Here is a 13,732-nt window from a genome sequence, read left to right as displayed (position 1 = left end):
AGGAAAGATAAAGTGATATCTGCTGAAAGGCGCAAATATACAAAGCGGATAAATAGCGATCGCAATATATTGATGCAAGCAATGTTTTGCCAAAGCAAGCAATCGCCTCAAAATGGATTAACCATATTGGAGTGCTTAGTAGCAATCTTAGTAGTTAGTATAGTTCTCGCAGCGATGGCTCCACCGATTCTTTTGGCGGCGGCTACTCGTTTACGAAATCAACGGGTAGAACAAGCTATGCAGTTAGCCCAAGCTGAGATTGACAGAACTCGGTTAATAGTAGAACGAGGGAATTACACAAATTCAGATTTACCTTTGCAAAGTGACAGTACAAGTGGTATTACTGCAACCTCTGTTCCAACTAGCTGTGTCACTAATAGATCTGATATAGATCAAATAACTAAAGGATTAGCTATAGATGTAAATAAAGATGGTACGAACGACTTTGTAGTTCAATCCTTCCGAGATGAAGGGAAAACTGCCAACAGTAAGCTTATTAATTTCCAAATGAGTGTTAGGGTGTATAGCTTTCGAGCCTTTCAAAACTGCTCGACTGCGCCAACACCAGCTTTAAATAATACTCCTGCTTCCTTAACTTTAACAACAGGAGAGCAGAGTATTAGTCCTCTTTCTGTCCTTAATGTCCAGATTGCTAGAGGCGACTTAAAAGAGTCTTTTGAAAAGTATAAAGAGGCACTAACTTTATCTCCTTAGTTAATAGTATTTTGCCAATTTATTTTTTGAGTATTATTACTTAAGCTAGTACTGTATTTTGCTTAACTAGTGTTGCAGAACAATCAATGAGTTTACATTCTTTTGAGTTCTTAATCAATTCTTTTCAACTCAATCTTAAAAAGTCTAAAACTTCAGGTTTCACCCTGACAGAACTTTTGGTATCTCTTATCATGGCTGGAATTATTATCTCAAGTACTCTATCTCTAGTCATTAATCTTTTAGATACAGATAGGCAAGAATCTGCTAGTAATGCCACTCAATCAGAAATGCAAATGGCATTGAATTACATTGCCTCTGATTTAAAAGAAGCAGTCTATGTGTATGATGATGCTGCAAAAATTAAAGATTACATACCTAATTTTGATACATCTATAAAGCCAATTCTAGCTTTTTGGAAACCAGAAGCTATCGATCCAGATAGTAGTAGTGCAAGTTTAAAGCCTCCTACTAACTGCACAGGATTTACGGATGATACTACAAACAAAATTTTCAAAAAAACTGAGTGCGATATTCTTTTGCTTAGACGTAATACATATACTCTAGTCGTTTATCTACAAGCAAAAAATCCAGCTAACGATGATAAGTGGAAAGGTAAATCTAGAATTATACGTTATCAGTTACGTAAATATAGTGATATGGCTAATTTAACCAAATCCACAGGGTATATAGATCCTGTGCAAGATAAAACTAATTTCAAGATTTGGCCCAAAGATTCAGCAGACAATAATCTTCAGAGTACTACTCGACCTACCGTAGATACAAATGATGTTTTAGTTGACTTTGTTGACGAGCCTGATAATGGAAATATTCCTGACTGTCCAGATAATACTAAGTATAACTGTTATGGTACTACACCAAATCCTCCAAGTAAAAGCTTTTTTACTTATGTGAGAAAGGAGGAGAATCAATTTGGATTTAATCAAGATACATTTATTTTCTTAAGAGGAAATCCTGTAGGCAGACCGGGAATTTTTAGTAATAATCAATTTTTACCTACTCTACAAACCCAAGTTTTAGTTAATGGAGTGATTGATAAAGTGCCTAATCAATAACTTTTGAATTTAATTAAATAATATTATCAAACAATAAGAATGAACAGAAAAACATCTTGTATCAGCCAATCAATAGTAGGTTTTACACTAATAGAAACGCTTCTAGTTACCGTCATAATTGGAATTTTAGCAGCAATTATGGTTCCAAGTTGGGTGGCATTTATTAATACTCGTCAACTCAATGCTGCCCAAGAAAAATTGTATCTCGCTTTGCGCGAAGCTCAAAACAATGCTAAACGGGATAAAGTGACTTGGCAAGTTAGCTTTCGCGAGAATAATAGTACTGTACAGTGGGCTGTTCACCCAGCAAGTGCTACTGTTGCTTCACTAAGTTGGCAGAAATTAGAGCCAGTAATTCGCATAGTCGATACAACCATTAATAGTAGCGATCCTGACGTGACTACTTTTAAGTATGATAGTACCAACAGTCTTTGGAAAACACAGTTTAACTATAAAGGCAATGGTCAGATAGGAAAGATTACGCTAGCAACTCGTAACGGAGGTCAAGCAAAGCGTTGTGTCTTTGTTTCTACCCTTCTAGGAGCTATGAGAACTGCTCAAGATGGAGACTGCGTGAATTAATCTAAACTTATACTGCCAAGTACTTAGATAAAGAATACATTTGTTTTGGGGGTAGGCATTGCCTACCCTCTATTTTTGATTAGTTTAATGAAACTCATCTATCGTAGCAATCCTACTTTTAGCAGGTCAACGCGATCGCCTCTTCCTCAGTATTTATTTATACTCAGCCGCTTTCCCTACAGCTTAAAACAAAGTTAACCCATGCAACACACTAGCCCCAAAGAACATGTGGCGCGATAGAATAACTTTGCAGGCTAGCAGGGGAGAACGCTTTTAGGCGTTCTATCTACTTAATCCTAAGTAGATACCCCTAGAGTGGGAAAGCAGCAATGTTAAAACGTATACTAAAATTCATCGCGCGATCGCTGACTCATAGGCAAAGGCGACGACGGTTAAAACCCTTATATCTCAAAAAACGCCGCCGTTCGGCTGAGGCTGGCTTTATTTTACCAACTGTCGCCGTGGTATCGATGGTAGTGGTACTAATGACCGCAGCCATGACAATTCGGTCTTTCGATCGCGCCCGCAATGCGAGTAATGTGAGAGTCAGTCAGGCAGCAGCAGAAGCAGCCGCACCCGCGATCGCCCGTGCTAAAGTTAAAATTGAGGCTTTACTGAGAGATCCTGCCCTACCCAGCCGCACGCCTTCCACTCAATCTCTCTACAACGCGATTAAATACAATTCTAGATTTACTTTTGGCGATGAGACGCGCCTGAAACTAGGCTTTGATATTAATCAAGATAATGCCATAACCGCAGACAACGCCGATATCAAAAATGACGAAACTTTAACAACTGCTTGGCGTTTCCCCATCGATACCAACAACAATGGTAAATTTGATACATATACACTTTATGGGATTTACTTCCGCAGTCCTAGCATTGAAGCAGGTGATTTTAACCGCGAACGCAATCCTCTCGAAGCCAGAACCCCACCTGTAAATATTCCAATTGCTAACAGTCGTTGTGCTGATATTTTAAATGCAGATACAGAAATATTAGACAATGGTTGGTATCAATCTAGTAATAAATTAAACAAAAGCTTTTTTGTCTACACTGCCAGCGTACCCATTACAGACAATACCAATTTAGGCGATCGCTTTGAAACTTTAGGGGGTAATACCAGCTTTTATGCTTTAGAGTATCAACAAGACCGTAGCTTGATTCCGCTGAATCAATATGCAGTATGGTTCAACGACGATTTAGAATTGTCACCCAGTAATGATTTTCGCATTAATGGCAGAATTCATACTAATGGTAACTTACTAGTAGGTGGACGCAACAACGCCACAGTTAGATTTTATCAAGTCGATAGTCAAGATTCCTGTTTCTATCAACCAGAAAACGGCAAAATTACGGTTGGGGGTAATGTTGGTAATGGTAGCGTTACCGATACAAGCGATCGCAATGTCGTGACTGTCGATTTATATAGTAACAATCCAAGCAATAACACCGCTCAAATTGGCAGTAATAATAAATCTACAGAGGAAACGGGCGGAGAAGAAATTGCCTATTCTGATGATGCGTTTAACCAACGTCTTGCCTTGATGAAACAAGCAGCATTAGAATTTTGTATCGAGGCTGGACGAGATTGTGCTGAATTAGAACCACCGGAAATTAAGACAGTTCTAGCAATTAACAGATATCCTGATGAGGTAAAAAATCGCTTTAGCCAACGCTTACAAGAAAATTCTAGCTTAAATACATATATTGTCCTCTCAGAAGAATTAGAAAGATATCTGCGTCATCGAACTCGGCGCGTCCCTTATGCAGAAGTTCTAGAGTCAAATAACGACATTTTAGATGATTACACCCAAGACAATATTTTTGCCAATTTAAATACAATCGAACCGCCTGCCGAATGGCGAGAACCAACAGATAATAATACGAGATTGTTACTCAGAACGCGCCAATTAGAAGCAACATCTCCCGCACAACAGCTAGATGGAACTGAGAGATATTTAGGCGATCGCATTCGGGTAGGAAATAACTTACCTGCATATTGGAAAGATGGCAATAACTATGTTACAGCACCCCGCGATCGACAATTAATTGCTGGTATAAACTGGACGACTCCTAACGATAAGCCGCGCTATCGTAGCACCCAAGTACAGCCATTTGATACTAGCGAAATTGCAGAACGCGGTGGATTTTGGGAACGACAAACCGCCACAAATACCGGAGGGTTACGGATTATTACAGGAGCGGGAATTTACCGCGATCGCAAAGATAATAACTCTCGCATTCCAGCTTTACAAGTCGATTCTTTTTTACCCGATCTATCAAACCGTAAACTAGACTCTGGAGCAGATCTTCCTACTCCTGATAATCGGTTGAGAATTGCAGGTCAACCTATAGATAAATATACCCTGGTTTGGTCTGACATGATGCCGATGACAGGTGGTGACGAACAGATAAAAGATCCAAAGCAAGCAAATCCTCCCAATCTGCGAATGCGTGCGACAGCAGTTTATCACTATACCCAAAGTACGGGTGTCGATCAAATACCAATTGCTTGTGTTAGCAGTTATTACGATCCTACAGATGAAACTACAGCCAAAAATGGTAAGTTTGGCACTAATAACGGTTATCCCTGGGGCGCAGGTGGCAATCCTTTACCTTATAACAATGACCTTAATGGTAGGTCAAATAATGGCATAGTTTATGAAGCTCCTTATACTAACAATAACGATAGGATTAGAGAGATCGGAATATACTTACCAGAACTAAGATCGCAAGCAAAGATAATGTTTCCTAACGGGCGCATTGTCAATCAATCACTACAAAATGCTCTCAAAAAATTAACTGCTAACGTTACGCTGGAAGACCCCGAGAAACCGCTAAGTATATCAGATAACGCCGCGCTTGATACAGCAATTTGTGCTTTAAAAATCTTAGACGGAACGATTATACCAGTCAATAATAATCCAATTATTCCCCACGGCGCGATTCAAGAAGCTTCCTTCTTAGATAGTAGAGAAATTAAAGCAATTAGCCGCGATGAAGACAATCCTTCAAGTTCTACACTCAACAGCGATCGCAATCCCCGCTACGACTTAGATATAGAACAGCGTCAACCATTAGAAATTAGGGTGACAGACATCAATCTGAGTACGGGAGAAATTCAAGAAACATATAGCGATCCAGAGAAAGAAAAAGTCTTAGGGCTGACTCGTAAAAAAATCAATCCAAGTCAAATTGACAGCGATTACTTATTACCAAATAGTGGAATAGTTTACGCCAGTCGTGACGATGCCTTACGCGATGATTTATCGGCAATTGATGATAATTCCAATAGCACTGGCAGCTCAATTAGAGTACAAAGTTCAATCGATACATCTGCGATCGCGCGGCTTGAAAGTCAGCTACTCAGTCCTACAGATTTCAAACTCGACCCTACCCGTCGCCCGAATGGGATTCGTTTAATTAATGGGAGTGACTTATCGCGAGATATTGATAATAGATATCGCCCGGAAGAAAAAGGATTGATTTTAGTTTCCGATCTCCCTGTATATATCAAAGGCGATTTCAACCTACATCAAACCCCATTAAGTAAAAAATTAGAAGAGTTTCAAGAAACATTAGATTGGTCTAATTGGAGTAATTTTTATACTCGTAGATTAGGAAATCTCAATCCAAATTTTGCCTGTCGCCCTGGAAAAGCAGGATGTCCCGATCGCGATGGCGATACGTGGCGATCTTCTACTATTATTGCTGATACTGTAACGCTGCTATCCAATTCTTTTAGAGATGGTTTCCGCAATCAGGGAGACTACGATCTCAACAATAATACAGCCCTTCCTATCTCTCAACAAACTACGCCAGATAATCCTCAGCAGGCTACGACAGAACGCGAAAAGGTGTCTCAAAACCGGAAGAATAATGGCTTTTGGGATAACAGCTTTGTTACGAGTTCTGATTGGTGGGATACAAATAGTAGCGGTAATCCATATCCAAATCAGAAAAATTCTGACAATAGTTATGTAGGTTCCTATTTAACTAATGGAGTCACACCTATACAGCGGCGTACAAACTTTCCTGAATACGTCATGGAAATTTGTCAAAAGATACCTGTTGAAACCTGTCAAGAGGGTGATTGGAAGATTGGGTATGACCAAGACGGTGACAGAAAATTGAATAATAACGAAATCAATAGTGCTATAACTCTAAGTAGCCCACCCAATGGGGGATACAAACCCGATCGACTTGGGGCAGGTACTACTGCCTTACCTGCTTTACAACCAGAAGATCGGCGCTATCCTCGGCGAGTGGCTTTTCAGCGAGACGATAACTTAAATAATCAAAACCAAAATCAAAATAGTAATCAGAATAATCAACAGAATAATTCAAGCGATCGGCAAAACAACCAACAAAGTAATCCAGGCAACCAACAGAATAATCAACAAAATAATTCAAACAATCAACAGAGTAATCCAGGTAACCAACAAAACAACCAACAGAGCGATCGACAAAACAACCAACAACAAAATAACCAACAAAATAACCAAATCAATGCTAACCAACTAACTCCTTTAGGAATAGATTCTCAAGGAAATGTAAAACAGTTTCGCTATGTTGATGGAAATAATAACGCTAGACCAGATGAATTACCTCGGCAAGTACCTAATGCATTATGGTTTAAAACAACAACTAACCCTGTCAATCCAACTGAAGGTGAATCGTATAGTCCGAATAACCCGCTATTCATTAAAGAAATTTCTGGTAATCGACCGCTATTAGTACCAGTTTTACAAATTCACAGTCCCGATGGTTCTCCTAGTGAAACCCTAGATCGAGGAAACCCAGATCGTTACGCTACCAACTGGTTGCAAACAGCCGCAGAAGATACAACTTTTAATGCTGTATTTATGGCTGGTAATAGTCCAAGTCGTCCTCAAGAAGATTCAGCGGGATTGCCTAACTTCGTCCGTCTTCTAGAAAACTGGGAAAACAGAATCGTCAAAATCGACGGTAATTTTATTCAAATGCGGCGGAGTGCCTACGCTACAGCGCCATTTATGCCGATCCGTCGCGACACGGCTACTGAATTGGCTACGGCAACCGATAATCTTAGCTGGTTTGACTACGCCATTAATAAATATCCCACTGGTGGCGCTAATAACGATTTACCGACAGGAACGCCACCATATTACAGCGAACCAGAACGACACTGGCAGTTTGATGTTGCCTTATTATCCCAATCTTCAGACTTATTCGCTCAAGAGTTTACGACTCCATCGACAAGCCAGCCTAGCGAACTCCTTAGAGAAGTCAGTCGGGACGATCCTTGGGTACAAACTTTGTTGTGTGCAGCCATAGCTAGCGATCGCACTGGTAAAATTACGGCTACCTACACTCAATATGCGATTTCAGATAAAACTCAGCGTCCGGCAACTTGTCAAAACGATACACCCGATTATCCGGCAAACTTGAATTAGGAGACAAGGGGGACAAGTGGGACAAGGGGGATAAGGGAGATGAATAAGAAAAGACGAGTTAATGCAAAAGTCAAAAGTCAAAACTTAAACGTCAAAAGTCGTTTCCAATTCCCGACTCCCGACTCTAGTACGGGCGCACAGCTGTGCGCCCCTACGACTCCCGCTTCATCAGGCTTCACTATCCTAGAGGCTTTAATCGCGATCGCTATCCTATCAATTTTGATGACCGCGATCGCGCCTGTGTTTGTCCTTGCTGTTGGTAATCGGCTGCAAGCAAGGCGAATAGAATTAGCAACTCAAGCAACAAAAACCTATATTGCTGGAGTTAAGGCGGGAACGATTGCACCACCACAGCATATAGTTATCTTAAATGAAGTCGATAGTAACAAAAATTTTAATTCTCAACGCGAACAATTTGTTGCTACAGCTCCTCCTTCTACTTCTGGTGGTTTGCGTTGTACGAATGTTACAGTTGGTAATTCTTATTGCTGGAATAATACGACATCAAGTTTATATTGTTTCGATTTAGATGGTGGCGGTTGTAGTAGCGATAGCGGACAAGATTTGGTGATTCAGGCTTTTCGCAGCGCCAGTTCTGAGGATCGATCTATGGATAAAGCTTATATATTGGGGATTCGGGTTTATCGTGCTGCTGGTTTTAGCGATCTGTCACCTTTGGTTGCGAGTGATGCTAATACTCAAAGGACGCAGTTGACTTTTTCGGGGGGGTTGGGTAATTTCAAAACACCATTGGTTGAAACAGCTACAGAAATTGCTGCAAATGAATCAAGTATTAATGATTTTTGCGATCGCCTTGGGTGTGAGTGAGTTGAAAGTTGTAGGGGCGGGTTCACGAAGTATCTCTGCTTCCAACAAATATTTCTGGTAAACCCGCCCGTACGAAAGTTAAAAGATTTCCTCTTTTATTTTGTATGTATGATTCATAGATTTTTGGATTTTTGTCGCGCAAAGGCGCAGAGGCGCAAAGAAAGAAAACAAAAGAAAAGAAGAGGATTGGGTTGCAATGGTTTTACCTTGATTGAGCTTTTGGTGTCGATTGTTATTTCTTCGATTGTTTTGAGTTCGCTGTTGTCTTTTATGACGAATATGTTGACTTCTGAGCGGAGAGAACAGGCAAAGTCTAGTAGCGAACAAGAAATACAGTTGGCACTTGATTATATTTCTAGGGATTTACAGGAAGCTATTTATATTTATGATGCTGATGGCATACAGGCGATCGCAGACCAATTACCTCATGCTAGAGAAAGAGATAAAGTCCCCGTACTTGTGTTTTGGAAGCCTACTTTTTTAGCTCAAGATCGTCCTGTGACTAATATAGATGGAGTGACAACTACAGTTGGGTGCTTGACTAAGTTGCCTAGAACTGATGCTTGTAGTCAAAGAGATTATTTTGTTTATTCTTTAGTCATTTATTACTTGATTAAAGATAATAATCCTGCTTGGTCTGGAGCGGCAAGAATTGGTAGACTCGAATTACAAGATGGGATTAGAGATACTAGCAATTCGCGAAATTATCTGACAAATCCCGCTCCTGGTTTTCAATTATTTAATCTTTCTCAAGCGGGAACTCTTAAGGAAAAAATGAATGCTTGGGAAAAGGCAGATACAGCTTACAATTCTCAAGTAAATCCGATTGAAGTTTTAGTAGATTATGTCGATCCAAGTCCGAGCGATCGCACGCCAAAACAGTTAGATTGTCAAAATATTTCTTCTGATGCTCAACTCGTTCCTGATAATACTCAACTTGCTAATCCTTTACAAATAAATAGTTTTTATGCTTGTGTAGATGCATCACGCAATTTAGCTCAAGTTTATTTGAGAGGAAGTGCGTTAATACGTTTGGAGCAAAATGCTGTTTATAGTGACACTCAGGCTAGTTATTTTCCTAGTTTAAACATACAAGTAAAAAGTCGCGGTACGACTAGCTCTAACTTTTAGTGGCAATTTGTTATGAATAAAATTACCAAGTCAATTTTACACCCATCGATTTTTCGTAGGGGCGCACAGCTGCGCGCCCCTACAGATCGCGTTCCTCTTAGAATCTCCATTGAAGATAGGGGAGAGAGGGGGAATCGAGGATTTACCCTGATCGAACTCATCGTTGTAGTCATTATTATCGGAGTTTTAAGCGCGATCGCGGCTCCTAGTTGGGTGGCTTTTGTTGACGGTCGCCGTTTGAGTGTTGCTCAAGACCAAATTTTGCGCTCTTTACAGGCAGCACAAAGTAATGCTAGGCGAGATAAAGTAATATGGCAAGTCAGCTTTCGCGAACATAACGGCGTAGCACAGTGGATCGTTCTGCCAGCAAGTACAAACCTGACTGCTGTAACTTGGCAAAACTTAGATGCAGCGGTTCGCATCGTCGATCCAATTGTGAATGCCAACGATCCCGATGGCACGACTTTAGAATTCGATCCAACTCATAATTTATGGCGAATGCAATTTAACTATCGCGGAGAAGCAAATAGTCCGTTAGGAAAAATTGCGATCGCCACTCGTAACGGCGGACAGCGCTGGAGTTGTGTGAAAGTCTCCACTCTTCTGGGTACAATCCGATCGGCTAGCGATGAAAATTGTCTGAATTAAACGTCATTTTTCAATTGTCATTTGTCATTTGTGGTAATCGATCGTTAGTTGCCATGAGTTTTAACTTTTGACTTTTTACTTTTGACTTTTTACTTACCCATCGCCTCTGCTGTTTTTTCCCGATTGAGCTTCAAAATTAGCACGCCCAAGGGAGGTAAACAGAGATCGATGGAATAGGGATGATTGTGGTATTGCCATTCATCCGTCCATTTGCCACCTAAGTTACCCATGTTGCTACCGCCGTACTCGCGGGAATCGCTATTAAATAACTCTTGGTAAAACCCTGGTTCGGGTACGCCAATTCTGTAGTGAGAATGCGGTTGAGGAGTAAAGTTACAAACTGCGATCGCAAAATCTTCTGAATCTTTGGCGCGACGAATTAACGCAACTACGCTATGGCGATTGTCGCTGCAATCGATCCACTCAAACCCCGCTTCAGCAAAATCTTGGCTGTACAAAGCTGGTTCAGAGCGATATGTGTGGTTTAGATCTTTGAAAAACTGCTTGAGCTGTTGGTGTGATTCATATTGCAACAACTGCCACTCTAAGTCACCCCAGACGTTCCACTCGCTCCACTGTCCAAACTCCATGCTCATAAACATGGTTTTTTTGCCGGGGTGAACGAACATGAAGGTAAACAAGCAGCGGACGTTGGCGAATTTCTGCCACCTATCCCCTGGCATTTTGCCGATGATATTACTTTTGCCATGTACGACTTCATCGTGGGATAGAGCCAACATGTAATTTTCGCTGTGGTGATACCACATGCTGAAAGTGATGTTATTTTGGTGGAACTGGCGGAACCAAGGGTCCATGCTGAAGTAATCCAGCATATCGTGCATCCAGCCCATGTTCCACTTGAGATTAAAGCCTAATCCGCCCATATACGTTGGCCAAGATACCATAGGCCAAGCGGTAGATTCTTCCGCGATGGAGACGATACCAGGAAAATAACTAAAAATAACGTGATTTGTTTGTCGCAGGAACTCTGCTGCCTCTAAATTTTCCGTGCCACCATACTGATTTGGCAACCATTCCCCTTCTTTGCGGCAATAGTTTAGGTAAAGCATTGAGGCAACGGCATCTACCCGAATTCCGTCGATGTGATACTTATCAAACCAGAACAAGGCATTGGCAACCAAGAAGTTTCTTACTTCGTTGCGGTTGTAGTTGAATACTAAAGTTCCCCATTCTTTGTGTTCTCCCTTGCGCGGATCGGCGTGTTCGTAGAGGTGAGTCCCATCAAAGAATGCTAACCCGTGTCCATCTTTAGGAAAATGACCTGGAACCCAATCAACAATTACCCCAATACCGTTTTGGTGGCATTGGTCAACAAAATACATGAAGTCTTCTGGCGTGCCATAGCGGGACGTACAAGCATAATAGCCAGTGACTTGATATCCCCAAGAGCCGTCAAAGGGATGCTCTGCAATTGGTAATAATTCAATATGGGTGTATCCTAAATCTTTTACGTAGGGAATCAGGCGATCGCCAAGTTCTCGGTAGGTGAGAAAACGCGCCCCCGGTTTGAGTTCCGAGACAATGACGACGGGTTCTGTCTCCCCATTAGGCAACTTGGGGGGTTCGGCAGAGGAGGCGTGCAACCACGAACCTAGATGGACTTCATAAACGGAAATTGGCTGCGTTAGGGGGTCGGTATGGCGGCGTTTTTCCATCCATGCCAAATCGCTCCATTTATAAGCGTCTAAGTCTGTGACAATGGATGCGGTTTTGGGTCGGGGTTCTTGCTGATAGCCATAAGGGTCAGACTTTTCGTAGATGTGACCATCGTTATTTTTTATTTCATATTTATAGCGATCGCCGACTTTGAGTTCGGGAATAAATATTTCCCATACTCCTGTAGCACCTTTGCGCATCTGGTGCTTGCGTCCGTCCCAATGATTAAAATCCCCAATAACTGACACGTTGCGCGCGTTCGGAGCCCAAACAGCGAAATAAACGCCTTGGACACCGTTAATTTCTGTTGCGTGCGCTCCTAGTTTTTCATAAATGCGGTGGTGATTGCCTTCCGCAAATAGATGCAGATCAAAATCTGTTAAGCGGGGAGAGCGAAAGGCGTAGGGGTCGTAAATCACACGCTCGCGTTCTCCCTCCAAAATCCGCAACTGATAGTTTGCTAGTTCGGGAAGATCGAGCGTGCATTCAAAAAAGTGAGGATGATGCACTGTCTCCATCGGAAATTCTTTTCTTTCCTCTGGCAGTACCACCCACGCCGCACTCGCATTTGGTAAGTATGCTCGCACTGCCCAGACGGTTTTGCCTTCATGTTCCACGGAATGAGCGCCTAGCACTTCAAAAGGATCTTGATGCTGGTTCCAAATAATTCGATCTACCTGTTCTGGTGCAATGGTGGTCATAGACATGCAGCTACCTACCTGGAATAAATTTACTAAACTCCTCTCGTCATACTTATACACACTCTTTACATTTATTTGCAAATGAGCAAGCAAAGCAACGGTATTTAGTCAGATTTTGTCTCAACCATAGGTAAGACTTTGGGGAGCAGAGAGGACAAGGGAGATAAGGAAGCAGAGCGGTAAAGGGAGCAATTCTAGTCACTAGTCACTAGTCACTAGCCACCAGCCACCAGCCACTCTCTACTGATAAATGTTCGCTGCTCCCTGCTCCCTGCTCCCTACTCCCTCAAATAGGCAAAAAAGGTAAAAAAGTCCGAATTGCCTTTCGCAGTTGGAGTAGAAAAACGATTTCTCGGACTTGAGAGTTCAATGTGGGTGGTGCGGGACGGGTTTGTAATTTAGCTTGTAATTGAGCGTATTGGGCAGCAGTTAGAGATTTGCCATCCACAGGCGATCGCGCTGTGAGAAAGATTTCCGTCCGCAAGACTTCTTCTGGTGTATCTTCAGGTGGTGGTAAAGCTAAGGCAGAGTGGGCGATCGCAGAGATTGTAAAAAACACGATGCCAACACCTAAAAATTGAGTTATCTCCTGACGTTTGCCAGCTGGCAAAAGCCCCATACTCTCTCTTTCTCCCTAAACTGCTACCAGAGTATTTATAGCATTTTGTCTGCCCTCCTAAGCACTACACCTAAGCAATACATATGCAGGTATTTATTACTTATGTGGTAAGAGAGTATATGTAATGCAAAAAGCGCCCCCCTTTTCGGGGAGGCGCTTTTTCGTTAGAAGGGCGAATTAGCCATTGAGGGAAGGAGCTTCGACAGCAGCTAAGTCGAGGGGGAAGTTGTGAGCATTGCGCTCGTGCATTACTTCCATACCCAGGTTAGCGCGGTTGAGGATGTCTGCCCATGTGCCAATCGCATGTCCTTGAGAGTCAAC

General features: G+C 41.8%; 9 protein-coding genes and 1 pseudogene. 7 read left to right on the top strand and 3 right to left on the bottom strand.

The genetic code is table 11. From position 1 onward, the window contains the following. The first annotated feature begins 12 nt into the window (after positions 1-12). The 7 genes from H6G17_RS25205 to H6G17_RS25175 all read left to right on the top strand — a co-directional run bounded on the left by H6G17_RS25205 (position 13) and on the right by H6G17_RS25175 (position 10,414). Positions 13-714, top strand: a complete 702-nt coding sequence (locus H6G17_RS25205) for a prepilin-type N-terminal cleavage/methylation domain-containing protein (RefSeq protein WP_199316991.1) — start codon at positions 13-15, stop codon at positions 712-714. Positions 715-800: 86 nt separating this feature from the next. Further along, positions 801-1,787: a prepilin-type N-terminal cleavage/methylation domain-containing protein gene (locus H6G17_RS25200; protein ID WP_192161326.1), complete on the top strand. Its 987-nt coding sequence runs from the start codon at positions 801-803 to the stop codon at positions 1,785-1,787. A 39-nt stretch (positions 1,788-1,826) separates the two neighbouring features. After that, on the top strand, positions 1,827-2,369 hold the full coding sequence (locus H6G17_RS25195; RefSeq protein ID WP_192161325.1) for a type II secretion system protein: 543 nt from the start codon (positions 1,827-1,829) through the stop codon (positions 2,367-2,369). A 329-nt stretch (positions 2,370-2,698) separates the two neighbouring features. Next, positions 2,699-7,807: a hormogonium polysaccharide biosynthesis protein HpsA gene (hpsA, locus tag H6G17_RS25190; RefSeq protein WP_192161324.1), complete on the top strand. Its 5,109-nt coding sequence runs from the start codon at positions 2,699-2,701 to the stop codon at positions 7,805-7,807. Positions 7,808-7,846: 39 nt separating this feature from the next. After that, on the top strand, positions 7,847-8,635 hold the full coding sequence (gene hpsB / locus H6G17_RS25185) for a hormogonium polysaccharide secretion pseudopilin HpsB (RefSeq protein WP_192161323.1): 789 nt from the start codon (positions 7,847-7,849) through the stop codon (positions 8,633-8,635). A 186-nt stretch (positions 8,636-8,821) separates the two neighbouring features. After that, entirely contained in the window at positions 8,822-9,766 is a 945-nt protein-coding gene (hpsC, locus tag H6G17_RS25180; RefSeq protein WP_347276470.1) for a hormogonium polysaccharide secretion pseudopilin HpsC, read from the top strand. 12 nt (positions 9,767-9,778) lie between these two features. Beyond that, positions 9,779-10,414 (top strand): prepilin-type N-terminal cleavage/methylation domain-containing protein, encoded by a 636-nt coding sequence (locus H6G17_RS25175; RefSeq protein ID WP_192161321.1) that lies wholly within the window; start codon positions 9,779-9,781, stop codon positions 10,412-10,414. An 89-nt stretch (positions 10,415-10,503) separates the two neighbouring features. On the opposite strand, the gene glgB is transcribed toward H6G17_RS25175, so the two are convergent. From glgB to H6G17_RS34815, 3 genes and pseudogenes are all read right to left on the bottom strand, one after another. Continuing rightward, complete coding sequence (gene glgB, locus H6G17_RS25170) at positions 10,504-12,792, bottom strand: 1,4-alpha-glucan branching enzyme (protein WP_192161364.1); 2,289 nt, start codon at positions 12,790-12,792, stop codon at positions 10,504-10,506. A 286-nt stretch (positions 12,793-13,078) separates the two neighbouring features. Next, positions 13,079-13,411, bottom strand: coding sequence for a hypothetical protein (locus tag H6G17_RS25165; RefSeq protein ID WP_192161320.1), 333 nt, complete (start codon positions 13,409-13,411; stop codon positions 13,079-13,081). 177 nt (positions 13,412-13,588) lie between these two features. Further along, a pseudogene (locus H6G17_RS34815) lies at positions 13,589-13,732 on the bottom strand (photosystem II q(b) protein); the annotation flags it as partial.

Origin of the sequence: Chroococcidiopsis sp. [FACHB-1243] (assembly GCF_014696895.1) — a bacterium.
In the GTDB taxonomy this organism is placed as follows: Bacteria; Cyanobacteriota; Cyanobacteriia; order Cyanobacteriales; family Chroococcidiopsidaceae; genus Chroococcidiopsis.
Note: the sequence above shows the minus strand (reverse complement) of the source record. Positions and strands in the feature narration are given on the sequence as shown.

Bases quoted from the DNA above. Each gene is read 5' to 3' on its own strand.
- H6G17_RS25200 (WP_192161326.1), top strand. From the start codon at position 801: ATGAGTTTACATTCTTTTGAGTTCTTAATCAATTCTTTTCAACTCAAT.
- H6G17_RS25195 (WP_192161325.1), top strand. From the start codon at position 1,827: ATGAACAGAAAAACATCTTGTATCAGCCAATCAATAGTAGGTTTTACA.
- hpsA (WP_192161324.1), top strand. From the start codon at position 2,699: ATGTTAAAACGTATACTAAAATTCATCGCGCGATCGCTGACTCATAGG.
- hpsB (WP_192161323.1), top strand. From the start codon at position 7,847: ATGAATAAGAAAAGACGAGTTAATGCAAAAGTCAAAAGTCAAAACTTA.
- H6G17_RS25175 (WP_192161321.1), top strand. From the start codon at position 9,779: ATGAATAAAATTACCAAGTCAATTTTACACCCATCGATTTTTCGTAGG.
- glgB (WP_192161364.1), bottom strand. From the start codon at position 12,792: ATGACCACCATTGCACCAGAACAGGTAGATCGAATTATTTGGAACCAG.
- H6G17_RS25165 (WP_192161320.1), bottom strand. From the start codon at position 13,411: ATGGGGCTTTTGCCAGCTGGCAAACGTCAGGAGATAACTCAATTTTTA.